The organism is Methanobrevibacter sp. (genome assembly GCF_017468685.1).
GTDB lineage: Archaea > Methanobacteriota > Methanobacteria > Methanobacteriales > Methanobacteriaceae > Methanocatella.
Window position 1 is genome coordinate 46479 of sequence record NZ_JAFUHT010000006.1, and the last position, 25959, is coordinate 72437.

Here is a 25959-nt window from a genome sequence, read left to right on the forward strand (position 1 = left end):
TTAATCAGAATTTTCTAATGATTTTGAGTGTAAAACTTTTACAGCAGCCCTTAAATCATTATTACATTCGGTTAAAACATTCATTGCTTCAAGTTTAGTTATATTGAATGTTTCAGCCAATGCTTCAGCTTTTTTATCAGGATTTGGTTTTTTTACACCAACCAATCTTTCAGATAATTCTTTTTTTAAGTCCAAATATTCCTCATGACTCATTCCCATATTTCTTAAAGTCATATCCCTTAACGGACAAGGTTTTGATGGTTTGCAACACCAAACAAGAGAACCGAAACAGGTTCCTGCGCCTTCACCTAATCTAGTTTCCTTTCCGAATTGAACTTTAATATCCACAAATTCCTGTGGTGTTAAATTAACTTCCTGTAACGCATTTAAAACTGGGCATGGTTTTACTGGAGGACAACAAAAAGCAAGTCCTCTTACATCCCCTCCCCTACAAATATGAGATGGTGCATCTTCCCAAGTCATGATAAGCCTCCAAAATAATTTTCATTCCTCATTAAATAAGTATAATATAATAATATAATTTATTAAAACTATCAATATATAACCTTTTTGTGAAAAATTTATAAACTTCAAATTCATTAATTAATTAAAGATACAAAAAAGGAGGTTTGAAATGAGACTTTGGAACCCTGCCGCTTTTTTCATAAGTTTGATGATGAGTATGATTATGGCAATAATCTTCGGGATGTTTGTACCATATCTTTTAAATATTCCAGGTCTTGAATGGGATTTATGTCTGATATTATGGCCAGTCAGATGGGTAACCGCATATCTACTAATCAATATCATAATTTATCCGATAGGATTCGGATTAGCAGAGATAGTATTCCATTTTAATCCAGACCGTGATGGAATGGGATTGTGGAATCCTGCTGCATTTTTCATAAGTTTTATGATGAGTTTTATCATGGCAGTAATATTCGGCCTTCCAATGGGAATGCCTGTGGATTTGTTGTTCTACTTATGGCCTGTAAGATGGGTTGTGGCTTATCTTTTAATCAACACAATCATTTACCCAATCGGATTCGGACTTGCTAAAAAAGTATTCGGATTCGATCCTATGGCACAATAAGGTTATTAAACCTTATTGACTAATTTTTAAACATGAAAGAAAAAATTTTAATCGAAGATTTAACCATCACATTATATCGCAAAAACATTAAAAACATGTATCTTCGAGTTGTACCTCCAAACGGTGAAATTAAAGTGTCTGCACCATTATTTGTTTCAGACAATGATATCATTGATTTTATCAAATCCCGCAAGGAGTGGATTTTGCAAAAACAGAAATATATTCTTGATAATGAAATAAAAGCACCCTTAAAATACACCAACGGCGAAACACATTATCTTTGGGGAGAAAAGTATACATTACAATTGATTAAAAACGATACCGTAAAGCATGTTTTAGTCGATAAAGAAAAATCAATACTTTATTTGCCAGTTCCTAAAAGAAGCACTATTGAAAAGAGAAAAAACATTTTAGATGAATTCTATCGCCAGAAATTAAAAAATGAGATACCGCAAGTATTGGATAAATGCACCCGGATTGTTGGGCGAAGTCCAAAAAGCATTAATGTAAGGAAAATGAAAAATTGGGGAAACTGCAAACAGGATGGTAGAATTACACTAAATTTAAATCTGGCAAAAAAAGATCCAATATGTCTGGAATATGTTATGATACATGAATTATGTCATTTGATTGAATTCAACCATGGTAAAAATTTTAAAAAATTAATGGACAAATACTGCCCTAATTGGAAAAAAATAAAAAAAATATTGAATGCATAAAGACTATCTGTCTTTAAGCATGTCTTCTTTTTCATCAGGAGTTAACTGATCTACAATTTCTTCAGGAGTACCAACATCTAAAAGTTTTCCTCCCCTCATTAAAGCAGCTCTATCACAAACATCCAATACAAAGTCCATATCGTGAGAAACGATTATAAATGTTTGTTCTAATTCATTACGAGCTTTTAAAATTGAGTCAGTAACATTTACACGAGTAATAGGATCCATTGTACCTGTAGGCTCATCTAAAACGATGAGTTGAGGCTCTTTGATTAAAACTTGTGCTAATGCAACCCTATGCTTTTCCCCTACACTCAATTGGTCAGGATATTTTTCTAGAATCAATGCAGATTCATGTTCATCAAAACCTACAGTGGTTAATGCATGAATTGCCTTAATTTTACCGAATTCAGCAGGCAAATTCAAACTGATAGCATCAGTTAAGTTACCTAAAATAGTTCTGTGAGGATATAAAGAATATTCTTGATGCAATAATCCTAAATATGGAACAATACGTCCACGATTGAGAGGTCCTCCTTCGGTCATGTCAATCCACTCATCACCAAGTTTAATTTTAATTTCACCACTACTTGGTTCAGTTAATCCGATTAACATTCTTGTAGTGGTTGTTTTACCTGAACCACTTAATCCTACAAGACCGAAAATCTCTTCCTTGTGAATTTCTAAGTCAATTCCATCAACCGCTTTAACTACACCACGTTCAATGGAATAATAATGTTTTTTAACATCTTTTAAAATAACTTCTTTTTCTCCGAATTCTGGAATTTCAGGTTTTTTAGGAACAGGAACTGTTTCTAAGAAATGATCAACAACTTCATGAGGATCCCCTTCCTCTTTGATTTGACCATTTTCTAACCAAATTACATTATCAGCTAATTCAATCATTACTTCCGGCCAATGTGAAGTAATTAACATGGTGATTCCTTCATCTTTAACACCTTCTTTTAAGGTATTGTGAAGTTTTACTGCAGTTTGAGGATCTAAAGTACCTGTTGGTTCATCTGCTAAAAACATCATTGGGTTTTTAGCTAATTGTCTTGCAAGAACTACTCTCTGTTTTTCCCCACCACTTAAATCACGAGCAATGTGGGTTATCCTATGGTTCATTTGAACCATTTCCAATAATTCTAAAGCAGCATATAAACCTTCTTCATATTCAACATTGTCAGGCATTGCCCTCATTACATTCTCAATTACTGATTCTTCATCATATAATGCGAAATTACGTTGTAACATGATGGAAATTCTTCTTTTAATACTTGCAAATAATTTTCTCTCAGCATTAAAGAAATCCACTTCTTTTGCCTCATATTTAGCACCACATTCACATGTCTCACCAACATGAGAAGGTGATTCTACAGCCAAACAATCCGGACAAACAGCAAGATTCATTATAATGTTACCTGAATCTGGAGTGTATTCCTTTGTTCCTCTGAGCATGTTAATTAAAACAGATTTTCCACTTCCACTACGTCCCAATATACCTAAAGTCTCTCCTTCATTAATCTTCAAATTAATATCTTTAAGAACATCAACACCATCAAAATTTTTAGTAATATTCTTAAGAGTAATAAAATCCATGAAATCACCTATTAAATAATTGTTTATATTAAACTATTAATAATACTTTCTAATAACAATTGTTTTAAATTTTTTAAAAATTAGTTATATTAAAATCTAAATTGCCAGAAATAACTGAACGAGCAATTGAAAAACCATCAACTCCAGTTTCAATCATTCTTTGAAGATTTTCCTGACTGTTTACAGAATTATTCCCGATAACCTTAATATCAACATTATTGGAAATTTTAGTTAATAAATCCCAGTCCGCTTCAAAAACGCCTTTTTTCATAGCATCAATATGCAAATAATCGGCACCTGCATCTTCTATTAAACCTGCCAATTGTAAAGTATCTGTTCCATCAACATTTGCCCTTATCTTAACTGAAACTTCACTTTCCACATTATCAACTATCTGTGAAATAAAATCAGATAAATCTGGACGATTTAACATTTCTTGTCCACAACCAATATCTAAAATTTCATTTTGGCGACAATGACAGTTTATTTCAACAATATCTAAATTTTTGATATTCCCCACTTCAATAATTGGTTGAGGAGTTGTTGATCTCACATTAGCAGATACTTTAACATCACCATGAACATTTTTAATTGAGTTCACTTCATTTTCAATATGTGTAAAAATTTCATCTAAAGAAAAATCAAATTCTTTTCTTCCTCTTTCGATGATTTTTTTACTTGCTTCAATAGTTGCTGAATCCAAACTATATCCGCCCAAAGTAGCTACATTAAAACCATAAGGAATAACCTTATTTAAAAAATCAGAATCAGTTATTCCTGCCATTGGTGCAACTACTTTAATCATAATATTCCCTTAATATTCTTTTTCGATTACCCAAGTCCACATTTCATTATTATGTGCTCTAATCTCTTCAAGACCAATATCTGCCATGTAAGCAGCATCTTCAGCATTTTTTCCTCTTCCAATACCAGCTTTGAGTTTAATACCTATTTCTTCATCGATTTCAACCATGATTTCCTCAATGTCTTTTTCAGACAAACCGTTACATGGAGACATGAAATTATCTCCACCAATGAAGAATAATAATGCTCCTTTTTTAATTAATTTTGTCATTAAATAATGTTGAGCCTTATTAACCATGAAACTTGTATCAAAAGCGGACTCAATATCAGTTAAGGTTTCTGTTACACTGTTAATATCAATATGGGCTGCTTGAACAAAACTGTCCTCTTCAGAAACTAAACTGTCAATTGCTAAAATTTCTTTTCTTTCACCAGATTGTGCACTACCTGCTTTTTGAAGAGCAATTGTTGCTAATTTTTGAGCTTCATGAGGAGTTTCAGCTGCCCCAACACCCATACTAACTGTTATTGGGTATCTGTTTCTAATTGATCTTTGAATTCTTAAATGATCTTCTTCATCCAATCCATTAGAAATAGCAAGTAAGTTGTCAAATCTTGTAAAGAATACTAATCCTTTCTTATTTCCAAAATGATTATTTAAATCTGCAAATAAATTTGCTTGTAGCATTTGTAAGTCTGATTCAGTTCTTGGTCTTGGAGTTACAGTCCAAGGCCCATAATTGTCAATTTGTATTAATGTCATTTGTATCATTTGATAATCGCCTCTTTCATTAAGGAATACTATCTATAATAATTTGTGCTAAATTTTTTTTAACACCCAAACTATTCATTATAGTATTTGTAATTGTTACCTTATTAACTATTTGATTTAATTGTGATTTTAGATTTGAATCTTCATTATCTATAACAATATTATCCAAGAAATCATGGTATAAATTTGCCACACCAATTGATGAAACATCAACTCCTAAAGCTTTCATGAATTTACTTGCAGGACCTGAAACAGCATCAGAACCAATAATTGGTGAAACTGCTACAACATATGTATCTTTTAAAGCATCACGAACTCCATCAAGTGACAATATTGGTAAAATTGAAGTGATTGGATTGGACGGTCCAATAATTACTGCTTCAGAATTTCTTATTGCTTCAATGATTCCATCACTTGGAGCCACTTTAGAAAATTTAACATCCAAAACTTCCGGTTTTGATTGATGTTTAATAAGAAAATCATGAAATTCCAACTCGCCAATATCAGTTACAATACTGATATCTGAATTTTGCTCACTCATTGGAATAATCTTAGATTTAATTCCCATGCCCTTTGCCTGAATTTCACATGCCTTTAAAAGACCATATCTCTGCATCAATTGAGTCTTTTGTATTTTAGTTGCACGGTCAATGTCTCCAATTCTGAGCAATTCAGTACAACCCAACTCATTTAACCTATCATGAGTGATAAAAGTGTCATCCTTAACACCATACCACAATTCATCATTAATCATGTCAGACATTGTGTATAATACTGTATCAATGTCTGCTGAGACATAAACCCCCGAAAAATATTCATTTTCCAAAGTATTTACAATAATTGTCAAATCAATTGGATCAACGATTTCCTTAAGTCCTTGTAATAATTTTGGAGTACCGGTTCCTCCAGATAAAACAGTAATCATAATATCATTTTCTGAAAACATCTGCTTTTTTAGGCATTAAAACAGATTTAATATTTGAATTAGTATCCCTTAATGTATCAAAACTATTGAAACCACGTACAATAACTACCGGAAGTCCTTCATCTGCTTGACCCATAATTAAAGATGCTGCAGATGCCAATTCATCACATGTTGCAATTTCAGTTGTTTCCAATTCTCTACCATATAAATCCTTTTCACCAACACGCTTCCAGATAGGTGAGATACCAGAACAACCAATTGCAGTACCAATTGCACCAAATCTAAATGCTCTTCCTTGAGTGTCTGTGATTATAACAGCAATCTCTTCACCAAATTGTTCCTCTAAAAATTCACGAATTTCACAAGCAGATTTATCCGCATCCTTTGGCATTGGAGTGGCCAAACCATCTCCAACATTTGACTCATCAATTCCTGCATTGGCACATACAAAACCATGTTTTGTTTCAGTTATGATAAAATTAGGTCCAATACGAACAACTTCCTCAGATTCATTTAATATAGCTTCAACCAATCTAGGATCTTTTCCGGATTCATTCGCAAGCCTAATTGCAAATTCTGAAGGAATTAAATCATCTAATTTAATGAAATTTTCTTCAGCCTTTGAGATTAATGTTTCAGCAATCAGAACAATATCTCCATGATTTAATCCGCAACCCTGTTCATCAATAGCTTGCTTAATAATTTGAGAAATATCACTATTCCCATCAATAATAGGAATATTTTCTAAACCAAATAATTCAATACTCATAATAATCATCTAAAATAATTAAAAAAAAGAAAAAATTATGGATTATAGACATCAATAGTCCATTCCCCATCAAAAACAGCAGCACAGGAAGTTACTGGTTTTTTATAGTTAGCAAAAACCCCCTCATCAAAAATGTATTTTGCAGCTTCTTCAGAAGTTTTAGCTTCAAAATCAACTTTATCCTGTACCTGACTACCATAAGTTGAAATAAACACTGCTTCACCATATGGTACTTCTTCAACCAATATTTTCTTATCGTTAGCTATACCAACATAACAGCCATATTCTTCTTTTTTGTTTGTTGATGTGACAACAGCCGCAATTCTTGGAGTATTATAATCATCTTTTTCATAATCCATAGTTAGTAATGAATAAGCAATAGCATCTTTAATATTCATTCCTAAACCTATCTTATCGGCTATAACATCAGTATGAGAACCATTAGATACAATTGCCATATCTCTAACAATACGAATACTATTGTATGTAATGTAAGTATTCTCATATATATCCTTTTCAAAACCTTCTTTTGGAACGATAGCTGCACGATTATCAAATTTTAAGCAGCGTCGATTCGGAAATGACCTACTTGATACTCTGTATGCCACAAAAGGTTTACCATCACAATTCATTCCAGTTGATAAAATTCTCCCCGTATACATTTTAATCCCTCTTTTAAAGTTCTGGACGTTGAACAGCTTTTTCTGGTGATACTCCAGGAGGAGTGGTAATTACAATTTCACCAGGTTTAATAGTAACCTGTCCTTCATCAATAACATTAGCTTGTACACCCACGGCACTACCTGCAATTGCATCCGAGCGGTCTTGACCATTGACAGTAACTTTATGCAAATTAGCTACAGGCATAATATAATATTCCTGGTCTCCAGAAACATCAGTTACATTAGGCTTTCCACCAGCATCTTCAATATCATCTGCGGTATCCGCTTGAACATCAGTAGCTGAAAAATTACTTGTAACCACCAAGAAAATCATTATAGTGAAAAGAATATCAATGAATGGAACTAAATTAATACTTGGTTTTTGATCTAAAAATTTCTTTTTGTGTTTTTTTACATCAATCGCCATCTAATCACCTATTGTCTTAGTTTACTTTCAGTAATTTCAGCATTAACATTACATTTCTCTAAAATAATATTTGCAATACTTTTATCCAACATACTTGGTTTAAAAGAAACTTTAATATTAGCGTAAGGATCTGAAATTAATCTTGTATTAACAACACCTTCAGCTTCTTGCAAAGCTTCAAGTGCACATTCAACATTAGAATCTACTCTGACTTTTACTACTGCATATCCCCAATTTGTCATTTTTGTTGCAAGTTCAATTTTATCCATTTCAGCTTCAATAAGTCCTTGTATATAAGTATATACAGGCAATAAAACAATAGCAACCAAAAGACCCATAATAGTAGTAGTTAATGCAACATAAATACCTTCTGCCATAGCAGCAGTATCCGGATGAACCCCTAAAGCTTTAAATGTCATCCATATACCAATAACAGTACCAATCAAACCTAAAAAAGGAGCGAGTTCGGTAATTGTCTTGATAGTGCTTAAACCTTTAGTCATTTTTGCAACTTCCACAATGAAAATTTGCTCCATACTTTCTTCAACTTCAGTCTTATTTTTATAACCAATTTTTAAAGTTTCAGAAATAATTCTGGAAATAGGATTTTTAAAACCATTAATTTGTTTTAAAGCTTCCACAGCACCTCCTCTTTCCATGGATGCAGTTACAACACCGAAAATTTCAGTTGTATCAACTTTACTAATTTTTCTAAGATATGCAATTTTCCTCAATGCAATAATAAGACCATAAATTCCAACAAAAAGAATTATATAAGTAATAATTCCCCCTTGAGTGAAAATATCCATTATTCCATCAATGAAAGGCATAATATACTCAATAATCATATTTATCCTCTATATAGAAAATCGTTTATAAGAATAGTATATTATTTCATATACTTAAATATTATTTAAAAAAGAGTTAAAATTATTTCAATTTAGCAACAGTATTCCATGACCTTCTTACAAAATCAGGCATTTCATCATAAGTATAATTTGTTAGGAATTTTTTGGTTGTAGGATCAGATGGATAACCAGACCCAATTCCCCCTTGTTTGATGAATTCTTTGTTAATTTCAGCAATTTGAGCATCTCTTTCGGCTTTTGCAATAATGGATGCTGCACTTACCTGAATATAGTTATCATCAGCTTTGTGTTCTGCAATAACATCAAATCCAGTATCGTTTTGAAGATTTTCCTGAAATCTTTCCGCCTTAACATCTACCGCATCAACAATTGCTTTTTCTGGTTTTAATCTTAAAATAAGTTCTTCCATAGCATTTTTTTCAATTTCATTGAGATTAATGCCATCTGCCCTCATTTCATCAATTTCACGGGCAGTAATTATAACTACATCATATTCAAACATTTTTTTCAATTTACGGGACAGAATAGTACGCCTGTTTGGAGTTAATCTTTTAGAATCCTTAACACCCATTCTTTCAAGAACTTTTTCCATCTTTTCAGGTACAATTACTCCAGCAATTACCATAGGCCCTAGAACAGAACCTCTCCCCGCTTCATCAATGCCTAAAATATCCATAAAAATCAAAAATAATAAAAAAAGAAAAGAAATAAAATAAATTTATTTCATAGCCCTAAGACGGACTTCAGGTTCCAGTGCAAGAGGTTCAGCAGCAACAATTGCAGTACCTTTTGCCACTACAGTCATTGGATCTTCAGAAATTTCTATTGGTATGGAAATCTCATCAAATATTCTTTCTTTTAATCCGCGAAGTCTTGAACTTCCACCAACAGCAACAGAGTTATTATATACACCCATCATTAATTCTGGAGATAATCTTTCGAGAATAACATTTAAACCATCAACAATTTGTTGCATATAAGGTTCAACAGCATCTGCAACGAGCATTGAATCGATAACCACTTTTTTAGGCCTGTTAGTTTCTAAGGATTTACCAATAACTTCTACACTTAAGTTTTCAAGTTGTTCTGAACAATGTACCATTCCAACTTCAATTTTAGCGGATTCTGCATCATGAATACCAATAGCTACATCATATTTCTCTGCTACAAGCTCCACTATTCTGTTATCAATGTCATCTCCACCACATCTAACGGTTTCAATATCATTAATACCACCTAATGAAATGATTACAATATCAGTTGAACCTGCACCAATATCCACAACCATAGTACCATTTGGTTCTGCAATTGGCAAACCTGCACCAATAGCTGCAGCTAATCCTTCACTAATTACCAAAATGTTTTGAGCACCAGCTTTTCTACCAATTTCTTCAGCAGCATTTTTTTCTACTTCAGATGCATCTCCAGGAATACCAATTACGATTCTTCCTACAGTTTCACCTTCGTTAATACCTATTTGCATTGCTTTTATAAGTAATGCTTGTGCTTGAACAACATTTTCTATTACTCCTTTTTTCAAAGGTCTTACTGCAAGAATATCTTCAGGAGTTCTACCGAGCATTTTTTTAGCTTCTTCACCAACTGCTAAAACTTCTGCAGGATCATCTTTTTTTACAGCAACGACAGATGGAATTTGATATAAATCAAATTTATCACCTGAAGGTTTAGCAATTACAGTGTTTAAAGTTCCTAAATCAATTCCTAAACTGTTACTAATGACTTTAGTGTTTTCAGTTTGTGGTTCTTCTTCTTCATTTCCAAAAATATTCATGATTAATCCTCCGTTACAATATCTCTAAAATCAATAACGAAAACTCTATTAGATGTAGCTATACTCTGAACTTTATTAACATCACTTTCTTTATCAATTGAAATTAGAATTGTTGATAAAACTACTTCATTTGCATTATAAAATGGTTTTAGAAATGATTTAATAAAGTTTGGTAATTTGACCTCATTATTTAAATCAATATCAATGAATCCGGTAGTTTGAGATTCCTGCAATATTGCACATTGAATTTTTGATTTCTCAATTATAGATACAATGTTTCTAATTACATCATCCGGCGCTACTAAAACCATTAAATTTGGTTCTTTAGTTAAATGACCTTTAGAAACTTGAACATAAGCTCCACCACGTTGTTTGGTTTCATTTTTAAATTCATTTAATACCAATGCATTACCATGCAACATGATAAAATCAAATTTTTTATCAATTTTCCCTTCATTTAATATAACATGTTCCCTAAACAAAATTTTTACTTTATGATTGGATGCAATAGCCTTGTAAGCCATATCATCAACCAAATCCACATTCCCTGCAATGATGCACCAATCCTTTTCAATTCTATAACCATTATTTGATGAAACCCTTGCAGCTTGCCTGAGAATACGTATATTATCTTCAATCATTTAACTACTCGCAATTCATTAATATAATTTATCCAAACATAAAAAAACCCCATTAAATAGTATTAAATTTTATAAAAATTCATTACTTGAATAAAGAAATTTATTGATGTTTGATAAAGTCTAACAATTAATATTTATTAAAAATATTATTATATATATTTTATCTTTTAATGGATTTTTTTTAAAAAAGATTGAAAAAAACATTCTTTATAATGATAAAACATTGAATACAATAGGTAAAGGAAAATAACTATATAATATGAAGTAAATAATTATAAGTGAAAACAATCTTTCAATACAAGTAAAAATAATGAACATACATCAATTATATTAGTTTTAAATGAAAATTATACAAGAAAAAAGGCAACATTAATAAGAAATGAAATAGAAAGTAATACTGGAGTTAAAATATGAACAATATAAATACAGAAATTAAAAGTTTTATAGCAATATCAGACATAATTTCTTTATTGAATATGAGTTCAGGATTTCTATCCATAATAAGTTCAATTAACAACAATCTCGAACTTGCTGCAATCCTGATGATTATTGCAATCATGTTTGACTCAGTAGATGGTTGGGTAGCACGAAAAACAAATAGACAGGACGAATTAGGCTTCGGGAAAAATATTGATTCATTATCAGATATCATTTCATTCGGAGTAGCACCTGCAATATTCATTTACAGTTGCATAAACACCACCCCAGGCATGTTTCAGACAATAGTAATTCTAATTAGCTTATTAATTGTTGTTTGTGGAGTTTTAAGATTAACCAGATATAATGTAATTTCAGACAAAATCAATACTGATGATTTTATCGGATTTCCGATTCCAGGAATTTCATTTGTATTATCAACATATTATCTAAGTGGATTTTTTAACCCCTACCTCGCATTAGCATTGTGTGTTATAATTTCATTGTTGATGATATGCAATAAGAAATATTCAAAATTCGATAACATTCCATTAATTACAATATCAGTGGTTTTAATCCTATTATTGATTATTCCAATAAACACCACATTTTATAATGTTAATGTTCCGGCAGCACTATTACTATTATTCTGTCTTTACTACCTAATAATTAATTTAATTAAACAATAAGGACTGACTACTCCTATTTAATTAAGTTAACCATCAAATAATAAAAATTAGGAGTATTGAAAATGAATACCAAAAAACCACGAGACCCATTGTATCCGAAAGGTTTTGAAGAAACAAAAGAATTGAAAAAACAGATTTATGATCTTCAAAAACCGGATAAAAAAGAAGAAACTGATGAATTAACACCACTGAAAAAACTGAATCATAAAATTGGAGTCTATTTATCCCCCAAATCAATAGACATAAGCGATAATGAGAAAAAAAGAAAGATAGGTGTAATTATTACAACACTTATTGTTTTAACATTGATAATATCAAGTTACTATTTTATTATTTATGAACCTTCTCAGGAGCAATTGTCACTTGCAAAAACAACTAAATTAAATGAACTTCATGATTTATATTCAGGAGCCCTTACAACTACTCCAAATGCATTTTTATTAGAAAATAAAATTAATGATGCAACAAATCCTGAAGAAGTTGACTCAATAAACATATTGACCTATGCAACAAATGATTGGAAATCCTTTCATAAAAAGGCCATAAACCTGCATCAGGACAAATACAATAGGACAATGGCAGTTTATGAAAATGAAAGTAAAAATACTATCATTTCCGCATCACAAGCAATGGAAATTATCAATGAAAACGATGCCACAATTCTTTCACAAATAAAATTCGAAGAACCGAACACCGTTTCAGTTCCAATTTTAGTTTCAAGACTACAAGCCGGAGCAGGCCTTGTAAAGGTTGGAAGTGTTGTGGACATTTACACAAACAACAATTCAACATATGAAAACACAACAAACTCCACATCTGCTGAAATAAACGGATGTACAGTGTTGTCAATTATGAGATATGAAGAAAATGGTGAGATAGATTCAGAATATTCCAAATCAAAGATGATAGTTGAAGGCAATCTAACCAATCCTAATGAAAATACAAAAAGTTTTTCATCAGATGTGCTTGAAATGATTAAAGGAGCAATTGTTAATGGATATAATGAAGAGGAAACCATAGCACTTCTTGAAGATTATGGTGTGAAATTATCAAATTACGAACGTCAAGTTAATTTAGGTGATCTGGATGCACAATATATGCTTTTAATTGAAACACCACAGGACAAAGTGAATTATGTGCTTGACAATATGGACAACATTGTCTTAACAATTCCAACATCAGAAGCTCCGGATTGGATGGTATCCGAATTAAGTGCCACTTATCAAAATTGAAAAAATATTATACTACATACGACAAAATAGATAATATGAATAAACCTAGTATCTCAACTATAATTGTTATAATTTGCTTGCTGATAATTGGATTATATGCGATGGGAGAAGTGAATTATTTTTCATCAAAAATCATTGTAGAAAAAAATATCGATTCACCTGCCATCATCATACCTTCCATTGGAGTTGAAGAAAAAATCAACAATGTATCTTTAAATCAGGGAGTATTAAGCGACCCTGGAGAAAACATTCCAACTGAAGACCCAATTATCTTATATGGTCATAGAACACTTCAAGGGTCACCGTTTCTAAGGTTAAATGAACTGGACATTGGAGATACATTTTTATTAGAATGGCCAAATGTGGGAGAACTAAATTACAGTGTTGTAAATACAACAATTGTACCTGCAAGCTATGAATTAAATGCAGTGGGTGAGGATAATGTCTATTTAATTACATGTGACCCAATTGGTTCAACTGAAAACAGACTCATAATTCAAGGCGAACTAATTGATAAAAGTCCTGTGAATACAGAAATAATTAAAGACAATCCTCAAGAATCAAATGCATTGATTATTTCAGCAGTTTTCTTGGTAATAGGATTAATATTTAGTTATTTTTATCCAAAAGACAATAGAATATACATTTTAGCAACAGTATTGATTATTTCAGCAATACTATTCTACTGCTGCATTAATCCAATACCCTCTGAAGTGATTTACGATAAAATAATATTCTTGAATGGAGGATTATAAATGGATGTTGACAAAGAATACTTTTCAAATATTACAACACGTGAAAGAGCAATCTTTGAAGGTGCCATCAGTATGGGTGCACTCTTTCATCAATTTGTAGGAACACCTGTTAACAAGAACACAAAGGAAAGTCTAGAAAAAGCTATGGAAGACTCTTTAAACCTGCAGCCTGCAATTGAAGATGTTGAAGTTGAAATCAGATTTGACAAACTTGAAGAATCAATGACTGAATTCGACTACACTTCACTGACCGGGGACATGCTGGATGTTAAAATCCATACAAAAGTAGAAGACGTAACTGCAATAATACGCATCGAGTTTATTGAAGAGTTGAACTACCCGTTAATGTATGTTGAAAAAATAGAAGATTAGAAATTAAAATATTTCTTTTAAATCTTCTAATAATTCTTTTAAATGACTTTTTTTAATATGATTCATTAAAACTATCCTAATGGAAACCGGACATTTTGCAACTGAAACCTTCCAATTTAAATCTTCTAATTTTTGAGCCAATACATCAGTATCCATATCAGGATGATTAAATGCAACAATGTTTAATTCAGGTTCGCACACCAACTCATAACCTATTTCCTTTAAGTTTTGAGCTAAAAATTCGGTATTATCCATTAAATTTTGAGCAAGTTTAGAATAGCCTTCCTTTCCAAAGTATTTCATGATTGCAAAAGTTGCTGCTGATGAAGCCCCAAGACGAGTTCCAACAATAGTTGATTGTGTTTTAACTGTTAAATATGGTGAATCAACAGCCATAACATCCAAGTATTCCTCTTTTCTGAAAATAATTCCGCCAGCAGGTATTGGTGCCAGTCCCATTTTATGAGGATCAACAGTTATGGAACAAACACCTGGAAGTGAAAAATCAAAAACAGGCAAGTCATAACCTGCTTCTTTTAGGAATGGAATTGAAAATCCTCCAAATGCCGCATCAACATGGAAGTAAATATTATTTTCAAAAGCGATTTTGGAAATTTCTTCAATCGGATCAATTAAACCCAACTCCGTTGTTCCGGCAATTGCCACAATAGCAACAGTCTTATCAGATATTGCTTCACGAACGGAATCAACATCAATTCTATAATCATCATCAAGTTTAGCTTCAACAATTTTTAAATTAAGCATATCGGCTGCTTTTTTAAATGAAAAATGAGCGGAATCCGGAATGATTATCTCACCATCAACTATTCCCTTATATTTCCTTGCATGATTTCTGGCAGCCCTTATCGCCATGATATTAGCTTCAGTTCCGCCAGTTACAATATTTCCGTATGCATTATCAAGAGACAATAATTCACCAATAGATTCAATGACCTTATTTTCAATAGTTTTAGTTCCTTTAAAAAGTCCAGGATCACCCAAATTTGTGTCCAAAAACTTACAATAAACTTCTTTGGCAAATGGATGAGCTTGAGTACACATTGAGCCTAAAATCCTACCGTCAACATAATCATAATCAAGTTTATGAAGTTCATCTAATTCCTTTAGAATATCCTGTTTATCTATTGGTTTTTCGTCCATAAAATAACCTAATTTATTATAATTTGCTAAAAATAAAAATAAAAAAAAAGAAAATAAAAAATTTATTCTAAACGCTTACGAGCAGCATCAAGAATAATTTTTTGTTCAGCACGAGCTACAGTTTTTCTAACTTCAGCTACAGCATCAGCATTTGATGAAACACTGGTGATTCCGAATCCAACAAGTTTTTCAACAATGTGTGGAACACTACCAGCTTGACCGCAAATACTACATTTCACACCTGCTGCAACACATTTTTTGATTGTTCTTTCAATTAATTTCATTACTGCAGGGTGTTCTTCAGTGTAGTGTTTTGCTACAAATTCGTTGTTTCTGTCAACTGCTAAAGTATATTGAGTCAAGTCATTGGTTCCTAAACTTACAAAGTCGATACCAATGTCAATGTATTCATCAATCATTATTGCAGCTGCCGGAATTTCAACCATCATTCCAAAGTCAACATCTTTGTGAGGTTCTAAACCTACTTCTGAACATAATGCTTTAGCTTGAACGAGTTCAGCAGGACTTTGTGATAATGGAATCATGATTCCAATGTTTGTGTAGCCTTTTTCGTGTAACTTTTTAATAGCTTTGAATTCACATTTGAGGATTTCAGGTTGGTCTAATTCTCTTCTGATTCCTCTCCAACCGAGCATTGGATTGTGTTCTCTAGGTTCGTTTTCTCCACCTTCTAATGTGATGAATTCATCAGTTGGTGCATCCAAAGTTCTGTACCATACTGGTTTTGGATAGAATGCATCAGCTACAATTTGAACATTATCAGCAATAGTGTCGATTAATTCATCTTCCCTACCGTCAGCAATGAATTTACCTGGGTGAATACCAGCAGTCAACATTAAGTGTTCTGTTCTTAATAATCCAACACCATCTGCACCGGTTGCTGCTGCTCTTTCAGCTGCTTCAGGCATACTTACATTAGCTTTAACTTCAGTTACGGTTAAAATTGGTGCTGCTTCCGCAGTAGCTGCTACAACAACTTCTTCTGATTTAGCATCGGAAATTCCTGCAAATACCAATCCTTTTTTACCGTCTAATGTGACACCATCATTTTCTTTTAAAACAGAAGTAGCATCCCCAGTTCCTACAACACAAGGAATACCTAATTCACGGGAGATAATTGAAGCGTGACATGTTACTCCACCCTCATCAGTTACAATACCACTAGCTCTTCTCATAGCTGGAACCATATCTGGTGTGGTCATTGTTGTAACCATAACATCGCCGTCTTCAACTTTATCCAATTCATCAATATCCAAGATAATTTTGACTTCACCGGATGCCATTCCCGGACTTGCTCCTAGACCTCTTACTAATACATCACCTAAATCAGAAGTATCATCAGCTGCATCATCTGCTACAGCATCTCCCAATGTTGTGATTGGTCTTGCCTGTAATAAGAATAAATTATCTCTTTCAAATGCCCATTCAGTGTCCATTGGTTCGCCGTAGTGAGCTTGAACTCTTTTACCCATTTCAGTCAATTCAACGAGTTCTTCATCAGACAATACTCTTTCTTTTCTTAACTCATCAGGAACTTCAACTTTTACACTGGTACCGGTTTCATCATTAGTGTACATAACTTTTTTATCACTGATTGTTACATTAATGATTTCATTGTTCTTTTTATCAACTTGATAGTTATCTGGAGTTACATCACCAGACACTACTGATTCACCAAGTCCCCAGGATCCTTCAATCAATGCAATTTCTTCACCTGTGGATGGATTTACAGTAAACATTACTCCTGCTTTATCAGCAATGGCCATTTTTTGAACTACAACAGCAATGTATACTTTAGAGTGTTCAAAGTTGTTTTCTTCCCTATAGAAAATTGCTCTTGCTTCAAATAATGATGCCCAACATTTTCTGATGTATTCAATTACTTCATCATCACCGGATACATGCAGGAAAGTATCTTGTTGACCTGCAAAAGATGCTTCAGGCAAATCTTCTGCTGTTGCAGAGGATCTGATTGCCACATCAGTGTCATCTTCACCAACTCTTTGACAAAGTTGATTATAATATTCACGAATGAATAAAACCAAATCATCTGGAATAGGGGATTCAATGATAATCTGCTTTATTTCTTCAGCTGCTGCTTGAAGAGCTTTAGTATCATTAATGTCAATTTTTTCAAGAATACCCATTACTTTATCGTTAATTCCAGCTTCATCCATGAAATATTCATAAGCTTGTGCAGTCACTACAAAACCTGGTGGTACCGGAATGCCTGCTTGAGTCAATTCACCCAAATTAGCACCTTTTCCACCTGCAATTCCAATGTCGGATTTGCTCAATTCCTCAAATTTTTTAACATACATGAAATATAACCTCTTGGATTAAACATTAAAATACATTGACAAATGTCAATATTAATTATTATTTATAATTTTCAATGTTTAAATATTTAATGAAAAAAATTAATGATAAAAAAATAAGTAATAAAAAAAGAGTAAAAAAAGAATAGATTAAGAGATCTATTTAATTAATTCTGCGCCTTTGTCGACTACAATTTTACATGGAACCGGTAATTTCATACCTGCTCTTTTGAGTGCGACTTTAGCTTCTTCAAAGTTTTTAGCATTACAGTCAATAGTAATTATTCTTTGATTTTTCTTAACGATAGCTTCAACAGAAATAGGTTTACCGAAAGCATTTCTCATACCACTTTGTACCCTATCTGCTCCTGCACCAGTTGCCATTGGGTTTTCTCTTACGATTTGGTGTGGGTATACTCTTAATTTTAAGTGGTATCCCATTCTTCCAGCTGCTCTTTGCATTAATCTGTTAGAAGCAATCCTTGCTGCTTCTAAAGAGTTGTGTCTAATTTGAGCTGGTTTTTTAACAGCTAAACTTAATTGCACTGGAAATTCATCTTTTAAATTACCCATATCGTATTGTACGATTCTTGAATTTGGGGTTTTTCTAATATAATCTCTTCTTGTATAAGCACGAACCATTATTATTCCTCCGAAATAAACATAAATTGTTTTTAATTAAAAATAGCTAAAAATAGTAATTTTCCAACATAGCTATATAAAAATTATATCGTAATATAATAGAATACTTAAATATATTACTTAACTTATTAATAAAGGTTACCATAATTTTGAAATTTTCACCACAACAAATATTTTAGATAATAAATTTATATAATATACCATGAAAATAAAAGGGAATATTACTTTTATATATAAAACTTCCAATGATGCAAAACTGGTATTTGATTCACTTGAAGTGGACAATGAAAATTATCTGACTTCCACACTAGATCATGATTCCATTAATTATGAAATAAACAGTGAAAAATTAGGTACATTTCTTGCAACTGCAGACGATTTAATTGCTTCAGAAATAGTAGTTGAAAAAATCGTTGAAAAAACTAAACAATGAAAAGTTTTATATAAATAAAAAAAACATATATTAAATTTAATATATATTAATTCGTTAGAGAGTGTAATTTATGGAATGTTATTATCATCCTGATAGAGATGGCACAGATACATGTGCAATATGTGGAAAATCAATTTGTAAAGAATGTGGTTTAGAAATTGCTGGAAAAATTTACTGTAAAGAATGTTTAGAAAAAATTGTAGGTCTTGGAATTGAAAATAAACCTGCTGAACCAGTACAGGAACCTGTTAGAACTGAACCAGCAAGACTCAATAAACAACCTGTTGATGAAAATATTTATCAACCTCAAGTTGAAAGTGTAGAAGTACCTCCTGTTCAGGAAGAGATTCAACCAGTTTCTGAAATTAAACAAATTCGTGATGACTCTCCATATAATATAAAAAGCAATATTGAATATGATGGAGGTCTTGAAACATCTTATTTAGATGAAAATGAACCTATTCAACCACAAAGAATAGAACAAGCTCCAATCTCTCAAGAGCCACAAATTGCACAAAACGAACCGAATTATGTTACAGAGCAAATTTCACAAAAAGCTCCTGAAACTCAGGAATATATTTATCCAGACCATTCATATGAGCCTCAGCCAACAAGTGCTAGAATGGAATTAGAAGACAAATATGAAAAATATTTGGATGACTTATATTTTGATGAGGAAGAAGTGCCATTAGGTGAACAATTAGCAAAAGATGAAGCACAATATGGTTCATTAACTAGAAAAGAATATCCTACAAGAGAAGAACCATCATTAAAACAATCTTCTGCTAAAAGAAGAAAACCTGAAACCCCTGAAGAAATGGAAGCTAGAATTAGAGCTGAAATCTTAGCTGAAAAAGAAGGCGGTAAAAAAATCAAGGATCAAAACATCCATAATTTAAATTATCAGGAAGAAAAAGAACCTATGGGTGCAGTAGACATCATCTTAACTATTATTTTGATTATAGTCATTTTAGTAGTAATCTACTATTTAATTTATGTATTTGTATTGCATGCAGCTTATCCAACATTTATGGATGCAGTATATGCACTTTCAAACCCTCAAAATGTAATTAATAATGTTTTAAACCCTCAATAATGAAATATTTTCATTATTGACTTTTTCTTTAAATTTTTCTAATGTTTCTTTATTTTTATATCCCAATACTCGAATATTTGATGGATATTTATCAATATAATGTGAAATGACTTTTTTAGGAATTGGATTTTCCAATATGCTTAAGACCCTTTGCTTAAAATGAGATGAAAATCCCTGTTGAATTGATTTTTCTAACGTTAAAATATCATTATATGGCCTGTTTTCAATAATATTAATGGCTAATTTTTCATTAAACAAATTTAGATTTGACAACTCTTTCAGGGAAAAATTGTTTGCCGTGTTTAAAATAGCTTCCTCATCTCTAATGCCGTAAATTATTCCATCGTTTTGAATTTCCCTTTTTAATACATCAATTGTCTTTTTAGGCATCATGTCCAAAACATTATCAAAATTATCATCAAGGATGCTTTCACGAATAAGGGTTCCGCTTACACCTTCAATCCTTTTTACGAAAATAAATTTATCCTTATATTCAAAACCTATTTTCGACAATGAATTTGAAAATGAGGTTATTACATAATTATCTTCCTCAAGCTTTCCTTTTAAAATGGTTTCATGAGTGGTCTTATCAACGATTTTATATGGTTTTGAAGCTATATGGTGACCCAAATTAATACGTTTTAAAATCTCATCCATACCTTCCACTGGCTTATAGCCTCTGGGAATATAATCTGTATTCAATGCCTGAAACATTTTGCATAAGCACAATGAATACTGTCCTGATCCCATTATTCCCATTGGGGGACCTTCGACTACAATGTCTGCCCCAACTGAAATTGCAATTTCTGCCCTAATTTCTCTTGGCAATATATAAGGTATGCCTCTACCACTTCTTTCAAATAAACCCGGCACAATAGCTACAAATAATGACTCAGGAAACATGTCTTTTGCAGTTTTCATGCAATGAAAATGACCATTATGTAAAGGATTGTATTCAGTGAAATCTGAGACCAGAATATCTTCAGATGATTTGTCCGAAATTATACTTTCATCATCAAAATCATTATAAAACAACTGCATATCTCTTTTAAGAATTTTAGAAACTTGAGACATACTAACAAATTTATTTTTCAAAATTAAAAAAGTTATGTTTTAAACATAGAAATGACAAATATTGAATCAACTAGGTGATAATCATGGATTTAGTTTTAAAAAATTGTAAGCTAATAAATGAAACTGGCGAATATTATATTAAACTTGAAGATGGAAGAATTAACGAAATTTCAAAAACTCCTTTAAAATCAGAAAAAATAATTGATATAAAAAATAACTATGTTCTGCCAGGTTTTATTGACCCTCATATACATTTTAGAGACCCAGGACTGACTCAAAAAGAAGATTTTAAAACTGGAAGTTTGGCAGCGGCAAATGGAGGTTTTACAACAGTAATAGATATGCCAAACACACTTCCAAAAACAAATACCTACAAAGCACTTAAAGAAAAAATCGAAATTGCTGAAAAAAAATCTGTAGTGAACTTTGAACTTCAAATGGGACATAATACTTTAGATGAAATGAGAAAAATGATTGAACTTGATCCCATTTCAGTTAAAGTTTTCATGGATTTGGAAAGCGATGAAAGTTTAGAAAAAATATTCCATGATTTATCCATTTTAAACAAAACAACAAAATATAATGGGCTTGTAGCAGTCCACTGTGAAAAAAAATCGATTGTTGAACAAGAAACCGAAAAATTAAAGCAAAAAGAAGAAAATCCTGCTATTGATTATACTTATGCAAGACCGGCTGAATCTGAAGACGAATCTGTAAGACAAGCAATTGAACTGGCAAGGGCCAATAATTTGAAGTTGCATATCTGTCATTTAAGTTCAAGCAAATCATTAGCTAGGGTAAAAAATGCAAGTAAAAGTATGCCTGTAAGTTGGGAATTTACACCACATCATTTATTGCTAGATAATTCTGCATACAATATATATGGCACATTAATAAAAACCAATCCTCCTCTAAGACCAAAAGAGAATAGTGTAAAAATTAGTGATTTAGATGAAACATCAATAATAGGAACAGATCATGCACCTCATACACTTGAAGATAAAAGCAAAGATACATGGACATCATCACCAGGAATTCCTAACCTTGAAACTGTTGTTCCATTATTATTAACTGAAGTGAATAAGAAAAATCTGGATTTGAACATACTTCCAAAAATTTTAAGTGAAAATGCGGCAAAGATTTACGGGCTTAAAAATAAAGGAAAAATAGCCCAAGGATATGATGCAGATTTAACCGTAATAGATTTAAAACAAAAAGGAAAATTCAATATTGAAGAATTTAAAACAAAAGCAGAATACTCACCATTTGATGGATGGGAATATCAAGGAATGCCAATAATGACAATAGTCAATGGCAAAATAGTAATGAACAAATTATAACTAATTTTTAAAAAAAAGAAATAAATAGGTGTGTGTTTCCACCTATTTATAACATAAAGCGTTTTCCGGACAAGCTTCCATACATTGACCACATAAAGTACAGAATCCTGCAATTGGTAATTTAGGATTATCTGATTTGTGGAGCATATCATATGGACAAGCTTCTATACAGTCACCACAAGCGTCACATTTGGATGGGTTGAATTCGATTCTGTCTCTCATGACAGTTTCACCATCGATTTCTAATTCAATAGAACCAACGGATAAAGCATCATTACCACAGACAGAAGCACAAGCACCACATCTAATACAGCTAGTGAATGAAGGTTCTGCATCAGTTTCTTCTAATGCAGGGCATAACATACCAGTTTTGGTAACTACACGAATTGCTTCAGTAGGACATTTGTTAGCACATGCACCAATGAATTCACATTTTTCTGAGTCCCAGCCAATACCTTCAGCATCAACAGGAGCACCTTCACCCCATTCTACACTAATATCTAAAGCATCAACAGGACAAAGTTTTACACATAAACCACATGCAGCACATACACTTGGAATTGCTACAGTTAAACTAGCATTGTTAGCAGCAATGAAATCTCCAGGACATGCTTCTACACAAGTGTTACATCCAATACATTTAGCTGAATCGAAAGTGAAAGATTCAATTTCTTTAGTACGTTTAACAGGTACTTTTTCAGAAATGAAAATTGCATTCCAAGGACAGGTTTGTGAACATAAACCGCATCTAATACAATCATCATTGACAGTAATAGGACTTCCTACTTCTTCAAGAGTAATTGCATTTACAGGACAAGGTTCTACACAAGTTCCACATCCAACACAATCTTTGATGTAAACAGGTCCTTTTCCTTTAAGATCAATTTCGTATTCTTTAGGTTCTTTAATACCTGGAATACCAATTACATCTACTGGGCAAATGTCAACACATTTTTGACACATTACACAGAATCCTTCAACTTCTTTTAATTTAGCACCAGTGACTTCAATAGTTTCTTGTGGACATACTTCTTCACATTTACCACAGGAGTCACATAAAATTGAGTTGAATACTAATCTTGCTTGTTCAACGCCTTCAGCAATTTCGTACATTTCAACTTTTAATGCTCCATTAGGACAAGCGTCAGCACATTTAGGTTCGCCACCACAAGTATCACAGTGAATAATAGCAGTAGGTGTTACATCAATAGCTGATGTAGGACAAGTACCTTCACATGCACCACATTTAATACAGCCATCTTCGTTAAATACAATCATTTATAAAAACCCCCTTAAATTTAGAATTTTTTAATGAGGTTTCCTTCACTGTCTACAATATCTACTTCAGCTAATCTCATTTGACTATCCATTGAGTGGGTAGCACAAGATAAACATGGGTCGTAAGCTCTGATAACCATTTCCATTAAGTTGAAAATACTGTCATCTACTTCAACACCAGGTTTGATGTAGTCTTTAGCTACTTGGTGAATACCCATTTCCATTGCTGGGTTGTTTTGGATAGTAGCAACAACAATGTTAGCGTAATTACATAATCCATTATCATCGGATTCGTAATGGTGGATTAAAGTACCACGAGGTGCTTCAACAATACCTACACCTTTACCTTCGGTTCTTTCTAATTCATCAGGGAATTTTTTACCAGATAAATCTTCTTCTAATGCTGCAGCAGCACATTCAGCAGATGCTAATAATTCGATGAGTCTAGCATAGTTGAATAATAATGGTGCTTGAGCATATCCGAAAGCATCACGGAAAGCTTTAAGAGCTTCTTGTGCGAGAGGTGCTTCTTTAGGCATTTGGTCACAAACATTAATTCTTGATAATGGTGCTACTCTGTAGATACCTTCTGGGTATCCCATTTCTTTAATGTATGGGAATTTTAACCAGGAGTAAGGTTTTACGTGTTCAGCAACAATGTCGGTATATTCTTCGTTTCTGTATTCGAATAAGTCACTACCGTCTTTGTCTTTGAATCTTACATTACCGTTATATACATCCCAAGTTCCATCAGGTTTTACGATACCACAGTGTCTGGTGTCACCGAAGTTACCTAATGAAGAGATTAAGTCAATGTTTTCTTCAAATACTGGAATAGCTAAGTCTAAAGTAGCTTGTGCTAATTCAACATTTTGTTTTGCTCTTTCAAGTAAATCTTTTTGAGTATCAGCGTCTAATTCGGTTGAGATACCACCAGGAGTGGAGGAAGTAGGGTGAATAGGACGACCACCTATTTTTCTAACCATTTCTAAACCGTTTCTTCTGATATTAATAGCTTGAAGTGCAACTTCAGGCATGTCTTTAATAACTTGGAATACGTTTCTTGTTTTTCTGGTTCCGTTTGGAATGATTAAATCTGGAGCTGCTAAGAAGTAGAAGTGAAGAGCGTGGGAGTGCATGTATGAACCCCAGTTCATGATTTCTCTCATTCTGTATGCAGCAGGTAAGATTTCATAATCATCGAATCCGAAAATTTGGTCAACTGCTTTAGCTGCAGCTAAGTGGTGTTGTACATCACAAATACCACAAATACGAGGTACGATTCTTGCTAATTCTTCAACAGGACGACCAGTTAAGAATTTTTCGAATCCTCTGAATTCCATAACGTGTAATCTTGTTTCTTCTACGTTTCCAGCATCGTCGAGATGCACAGTAATTTTTGCGTGTCCTTCAATACGAGTGACAGGCTCCATAGTAAGTTTAACCATTTTATTCTCCTCCTTTCTGCATTTTCATTGGTACTAAAGCAGCAGGTAATGTGTAAGTATAGAAAGTACCTACAATATCATCTAATTGATCAGCAACTGTTTCTGGGTCTACAGTTTTATCTTCTTGTACACCGTAGTCAGATGCAATCGCACTGATCATTTTTGCTCCTTGATCTAATACTTTAGCAGTAGGACCGTAACATCCTCTACATTGGATTCCAATGGAAGGACATTCTGCACCACATAAGGATACAGTAGCAGGACCCATACATACTAAACCTTGAGTAATTAAACATAAATCAGGTTCAGGAGCACCTAATTCAAATTGTCTTTTAATGAAGTCCATAGCTAAACCTGCAGGTGGTTTTTCTCTAGGACATACTTCACAAAGGTTGGTTGAAGGTAATTCAATAGTGTCCCCTCTTAATAATGTTAAAATAGCTTCAGCTACAACATCAGAACGAGGTGGGCAACCTGGAAGCATTAAGTCAATATCCATACATTCACTTAAAGGTCTTACTCTGCTTTCGAGATGAGGTACATATTCGTGAGGAATAATTCCATCAGGGTTTACGGTAGATTCAGAGTTAATGTATGCTTCTTCTTCT

At 32.6% G+C, this 25959-nt stretch carries 28 protein-coding genes; 9 read left to right on the plus strand and 19 right to left on the minus strand.

What is annotated here, in order from left to right:
- Positions 1 to 483: a methanogenesis marker 9 domain-containing protein gene (locus tag IJ258_RS00975; protein ID WP_292801738.1), complete on the minus strand. Its 483-nt coding sequence runs from the start codon at positions 481 to 483 to the stop codon at positions 1 to 3.
- A 151-nt stretch (positions 484 to 634) separates the two neighbouring features.
- Here IJ258_RS00975 and IJ258_RS00980 point away from each other — a divergent pair, with 151 nt between their 5' ends.
- On the plus strand, positions 635 to 1093 hold the full coding sequence (locus tag IJ258_RS00980; RefSeq protein ID WP_292801740.1) for a hypothetical protein: 459 nt from the start codon (positions 635 to 637) through the stop codon (positions 1091 to 1093).
- Positions 1094 to 1125: 32 nt separating this feature from the next.
- A complete protein-coding gene (locus tag IJ258_RS00985; protein WP_292801742.1) occupies positions 1126 to 1812 on the plus strand; it encodes a M48 family metallopeptidase in 687 nt (228 codons plus the stop codon).
- A gap of 3 nt (positions 1813 to 1815) precedes the next feature.
- On the opposite strand, the gene atwA is transcribed toward IJ258_RS00985, so the two are convergent.
- The 11 genes from atwA to IJ258_RS01040 all read right to left on the minus strand — a co-directional run bounded on the left by atwA (position 1816) and on the right by IJ258_RS01040 (position 11075).
- The gene (gene atwA, locus IJ258_RS00990; RefSeq protein ID WP_292801744.1) at positions 1816 to 3414 is read right to left on the minus strand and encodes a methyl coenzyme M reductase system, component A2; all 1599 of its coding nucleotides are present in this window, start codon (positions 3412 to 3414) and stop codon (positions 1816 to 1818) included.
- Between the two features lie 73 nt (positions 3415 to 3487).
- On the minus strand, positions 3488 to 4198 hold the full coding sequence (locus IJ258_RS00995) for an MJ0144 family RNA dihydrouridine synthase-like protein (RefSeq protein WP_366514553.1): 711 nt from the start codon (positions 4196 to 4198) through the stop codon (positions 3488 to 3490).
- Positions 4199 to 4228: 30 nt separating this feature from the next.
- Complete coding sequence (locus tag IJ258_RS01000) at positions 4229 to 4990, minus strand: GTP cyclohydrolase III (protein ID WP_292801747.1); 762 nt, start codon at positions 4988 to 4990, stop codon at positions 4229 to 4231.
- Between the two features lie 19 nt (positions 4991 to 5009).
- On the minus strand, positions 5010 to 5915 hold the full coding sequence (gene cofD, locus IJ258_RS01005) for a 2-phospho-L-lactate transferase (RefSeq protein WP_292801789.1): 906 nt from the start codon (positions 5913 to 5915) through the stop codon (positions 5010 to 5012).
- 4 nt (positions 5916 to 5919) lie between these two features.
- Entirely contained in the window at positions 5920 to 6693 is a 774-nt protein-coding gene (locus IJ258_RS01010; protein WP_292801748.1) for a coenzyme F420-0:L-glutamate ligase, read from the minus strand.
- A 26-nt stretch (positions 6694 to 6719) separates the two neighbouring features.
- Entirely contained in the window at positions 6720 to 7346 is a 627-nt protein-coding gene (locus tag IJ258_RS01015; RefSeq protein WP_292801750.1) for an IMP cyclohydrolase, read from the minus strand.
- A gap of 13 nt (positions 7347 to 7359) precedes the next feature.
- On the minus strand, positions 7360 to 7773 hold the full coding sequence (locus IJ258_RS01020; RefSeq protein WP_292801751.1) for a biopolymer transporter ExbD: 414 nt from the start codon (positions 7771 to 7773) through the stop codon (positions 7360 to 7362).
- An 8-nt stretch (positions 7774 to 7781) separates the two neighbouring features.
- The gene (locus tag IJ258_RS01025) at positions 7782 to 8621 is read right to left on the minus strand and encodes a MotA/TolQ/ExbB proton channel family protein (RefSeq protein ID WP_292801753.1); all 840 of its coding nucleotides are present in this window, start codon (positions 8619 to 8621) and stop codon (positions 7782 to 7784) included.
- Positions 8622 to 8703: 82 nt separating this feature from the next.
- Positions 8704 to 9318 carry a ribonuclease HII gene (rnhB, locus tag IJ258_RS01030; RefSeq protein ID WP_292801791.1) on the minus strand — a complete coding sequence of 205 codons (615 nt, stop codon included), beginning with the start codon at positions 9316 to 9318 and terminating at the stop codon, positions 8704 to 8706.
- Between the two features lie 42 nt (positions 9319 to 9360).
- Positions 9361 to 10434, minus strand: coding sequence for a rod shape-determining protein (locus IJ258_RS01035; protein ID WP_292801755.1), 1074 nt, complete (start codon positions 10432 to 10434; stop codon positions 9361 to 9363).
- A 2-nt stretch (positions 10435 to 10436) separates the two neighbouring features.
- A complete protein-coding gene (locus IJ258_RS01040) occupies positions 10437 to 11075 on the minus strand; it encodes a hypothetical protein (RefSeq protein WP_292801757.1) in 639 nt (212 codons plus the stop codon).
- A 410-nt stretch (positions 11076 to 11485) separates the two neighbouring features.
- On the opposite strand from IJ258_RS01040, the gene IJ258_RS01045 reads away from it, so the two are divergent.
- From IJ258_RS01045 to IJ258_RS01060, 4 genes are all read left to right on the plus strand, one after another.
- Complete coding sequence (locus tag IJ258_RS01045) at positions 11486 to 12181, plus strand: archaetidylserine synthase (protein WP_292801759.1); 696 nt, start codon at positions 11486 to 11488, stop codon at positions 12179 to 12181.
- A gap of 62 nt (positions 12182 to 12243) precedes the next feature.
- Positions 12244 to 13413, plus strand: coding sequence for a DUF515 domain-containing protein (locus IJ258_RS01050; RefSeq protein ID WP_292801761.1), 1170 nt, complete (start codon positions 12244 to 12246; stop codon positions 13411 to 13413).
- 35 nt (positions 13414 to 13448) lie between these two features.
- Positions 13449 to 14168, plus strand: coding sequence for a sortase (locus IJ258_RS01055; protein WP_292801763.1), 720 nt, complete (start codon positions 13449 to 13451; stop codon positions 14166 to 14168).
- Complete coding sequence (locus IJ258_RS01060) at positions 14169 to 14540, plus strand: dihydroneopterin aldolase family protein (RefSeq protein ID WP_292801765.1); 372 nt, start codon at positions 14169 to 14171, stop codon at positions 14538 to 14540. It abuts the gene before it with no gap.
- Positions 14541 to 14543: 3 nt separating this feature from the next.
- On the opposite strand, the gene mfnA is transcribed toward IJ258_RS01060, so the two are convergent.
- The 3 genes from mfnA to rplJ form a co-directional block, all read right to left on the minus strand.
- Positions 14544 to 15701, minus strand: coding sequence for a tyrosine decarboxylase MfnA (mfnA, locus tag IJ258_RS01065; RefSeq protein WP_292801767.1), 1158 nt, complete (start codon positions 15699 to 15701; stop codon positions 14544 to 14546).
- Between the two features lie 62 nt (positions 15702 to 15763).
- Positions 15764 to 18043: a phosphoenolpyruvate synthase gene (gene ppsA, locus IJ258_RS01070; protein ID WP_292801769.1), complete on the minus strand. Its 2280-nt coding sequence runs from the start codon at positions 18041 to 18043 to the stop codon at positions 15764 to 15766.
- A 156-nt stretch (positions 18044 to 18199) separates the two neighbouring features.
- Positions 18200 to 18682, minus strand: coding sequence for a 50S ribosomal protein L16 (gene rplJ, locus IJ258_RS01075; RefSeq protein WP_292801771.1), 483 nt, complete (start codon positions 18680 to 18682; stop codon positions 18200 to 18202).
- Between the two features lie 202 nt (positions 18683 to 18884).
- On the opposite strand from rplJ, the gene IJ258_RS01080 reads away from it, so the two are divergent.
- Together IJ258_RS01080 and IJ258_RS01085 are read left to right on the plus strand one after the other, a co-directional pair.
- Complete coding sequence (locus tag IJ258_RS01080; protein WP_292801773.1) at positions 18885 to 19115, plus strand: KEOPS complex subunit Pcc1; 231 nt, start codon at positions 18885 to 18887, stop codon at positions 19113 to 19115.
- Between the two features lie 70 nt (positions 19116 to 19185).
- Positions 19186 to 20211: an ATPase gene (locus IJ258_RS01085; protein WP_292801775.1), complete on the plus strand. Its 1026-nt coding sequence runs from the start codon at positions 19186 to 19188 to the stop codon at positions 20209 to 20211.
- On the opposite strand, the gene IJ258_RS01090 is transcribed toward IJ258_RS01085, so the two are convergent.
- Entirely contained in the window at positions 20197 to 21285 is a 1089-nt protein-coding gene (locus IJ258_RS01090; RefSeq protein ID WP_292801777.1) for a nucleotidyltransferase family protein, read from the minus strand. The two genes, IJ258_RS01085 and IJ258_RS01090, sit on opposite strands and share 15 nt — an antisense overlap.
- Before the next feature lie 83 nt (positions 21286 to 21368).
- On the opposite strand from IJ258_RS01090, the gene IJ258_RS01095 reads away from it, so the two are divergent.
- Entirely contained in the window at positions 21369 to 22625 is a 1257-nt protein-coding gene (locus IJ258_RS01095) for a dihydroorotase family protein (RefSeq protein WP_292801779.1), read from the plus strand.
- A gap of 42 nt (positions 22626 to 22667) precedes the next feature.
- Here IJ258_RS01095 and IJ258_RS01100 read toward each other — a convergent pair whose 3' ends face one another.
- The 3 genes from IJ258_RS01100 to IJ258_RS01110 form a co-directional block, all read right to left on the minus strand.
- Entirely contained in the window at positions 22668 to 23903 is a 1236-nt protein-coding gene (locus tag IJ258_RS01100; RefSeq protein WP_292801781.1) for a 4Fe-4S binding protein, read from the minus strand.
- Positions 23904 to 23923: 20 nt separating this feature from the next.
- Entirely contained in the window at positions 23924 to 25351 is a 1428-nt protein-coding gene (locus tag IJ258_RS01105; protein WP_292801783.1) for a Ni/Fe hydrogenase subunit alpha, read from the minus strand.
- 1 nt (position 25352) lies between these two features.
- The coding region (locus IJ258_RS01110) for a F420-nonreducing hydrogenase (RefSeq protein WP_292801785.1) at positions 25353 to 25959 on the minus strand (607 nt) is incomplete at its 5' end.

Excerpts from the sequence above, each read along its gene's own strand:
- IJ258_RS00975 (WP_292801738.1), bottom strand. The coding sequence starts at position 483 with ATGACTTGGGAAGATGCACCATCTCATATTTGTAGGGGAGGGGATGTA.
- IJ258_RS00980 (WP_292801740.1), top strand. The coding sequence starts at position 635 with ATGAGACTTTGGAACCCTGCCGCTTTTTTCATAAGTTTGATGATGAGT.
- IJ258_RS00985 (WP_292801742.1), top strand. The coding sequence starts at position 1,126 with ATGAAAGAAAAAATTTTAATCGAAGATTTAACCATCACATTATATCGC.
- atwA (WP_292801744.1), bottom strand. The coding sequence starts at position 3,414 with ATGGATTTTATTACTCTTAAGAATATTACTAAAAATTTTGATGGTGTT.
- IJ258_RS00995 (WP_366514553.1), bottom strand. The coding sequence starts at position 4,198 with ATGGCAGGAATAACTGATTCTGATTTTTTAAATAAGGTTATTCCTTAT.
- IJ258_RS01000 (WP_292801747.1), bottom strand. The coding sequence starts at position 4,990 with ATGATACAAATGACATTAATACAAATTGACAATTATGGGCCTTGGACT.
- cofD (WP_292801789.1), bottom strand. The coding sequence starts at position 5,915 with ATGATTACTGTTTTATCTGGAGGAACCGGTACTCCAAAATTATTACAA.
- IJ258_RS01010 (WP_292801748.1), bottom strand. The coding sequence starts at position 6,693 with ATGATTATTATGAGTATTGAATTATTTGGTTTAGAAAATATTCCTATT.
- IJ258_RS01015 (WP_292801750.1), bottom strand. The coding sequence starts at position 7,346 with ATGTATACGGGGAGAATTTTATCAACTGGAATGAATTGTGATGGTAAA.
- IJ258_RS01020 (WP_292801751.1), bottom strand. The coding sequence starts at position 7,773 with ATGGCGATTGATGTAAAAAAACACAAAAAGAAATTTTTAGATCAAAAA.
- IJ258_RS01025 (WP_292801753.1), bottom strand. The coding sequence starts at position 8,621 with ATGATTATTGAGTATATTATGCCTTTCATTGATGGAATAATGGATATT.
- rnhB (WP_292801791.1), bottom strand. The coding sequence starts at position 9,318 with ATGGATATTTTAGGCATTGATGAAGCGGGGAGAGGTTCTGTTCTAGGG.
- IJ258_RS01035 (WP_292801755.1), bottom strand. The coding sequence starts at position 10,434 with ATGAATATTTTTGGAAATGAAGAAGAAGAACCACAAACTGAAAACACT.
- IJ258_RS01040 (WP_292801757.1), bottom strand. The coding sequence starts at position 11,075 with ATGATTGAAGATAATATACGTATTCTCAGGCAAGCTGCAAGGGTTTCA.
- IJ258_RS01045 (WP_292801759.1), top strand. The coding sequence starts at position 11,486 with ATGAACAATATAAATACAGAAATTAAAAGTTTTATAGCAATATCAGAC.
- IJ258_RS01050 (WP_292801761.1), top strand. The coding sequence starts at position 12,244 with ATGAATACCAAAAAACCACGAGACCCATTGTATCCGAAAGGTTTTGAA.
- IJ258_RS01055 (WP_292801763.1), top strand. The coding sequence starts at position 13,449 with ATGAATAAACCTAGTATCTCAACTATAATTGTTATAATTTGCTTGCTG.
- IJ258_RS01060 (WP_292801765.1), top strand. The coding sequence starts at position 14,169 with ATGGATGTTGACAAAGAATACTTTTCAAATATTACAACACGTGAAAGA.
- mfnA (WP_292801767.1), bottom strand. The coding sequence starts at position 15,701 with ATGGACGAAAAACCAATAGATAAACAGGATATTCTAAAGGAATTAGAT.
- ppsA (WP_292801769.1), bottom strand. The coding sequence starts at position 18,043 with ATGTATGTTAAAAAATTTGAGGAATTGAGCAAATCCGACATTGGAATT.
- rplJ (WP_292801771.1), bottom strand. The coding sequence starts at position 18,682 with ATGGTTCGTGCTTATACAAGAAGAGATTATATTAGAAAAACCCCAAAT.
- IJ258_RS01080 (WP_292801773.1), top strand. The coding sequence starts at position 18,885 with ATGAAAATAAAAGGGAATATTACTTTTATATATAAAACTTCCAATGAT.
- IJ258_RS01085 (WP_292801775.1), top strand. The coding sequence starts at position 19,186 with ATGGAATGTTATTATCATCCTGATAGAGATGGCACAGATACATGTGCA.
- IJ258_RS01090 (WP_292801777.1), bottom strand. The coding sequence starts at position 21,285 with ATGTCTCAAGTTTCTAAAATTCTTAAAAGAGATATGCAGTTGTTTTAT.
- IJ258_RS01095 (WP_292801779.1), top strand. The coding sequence starts at position 21,369 with ATGGATTTAGTTTTAAAAAATTGTAAGCTAATAAATGAAACTGGCGAA.
- IJ258_RS01100 (WP_292801781.1), bottom strand. The coding sequence starts at position 23,903 with ATGATTGTATTTAACGAAGATGGCTGTATTAAATGTGGTGCATGTGAA.
- IJ258_RS01105 (WP_292801783.1), bottom strand. The coding sequence starts at position 25,351 with ATGGTTAAACTTACTATGGAGCCTGTCACTCGTATTGAAGGACACGCA.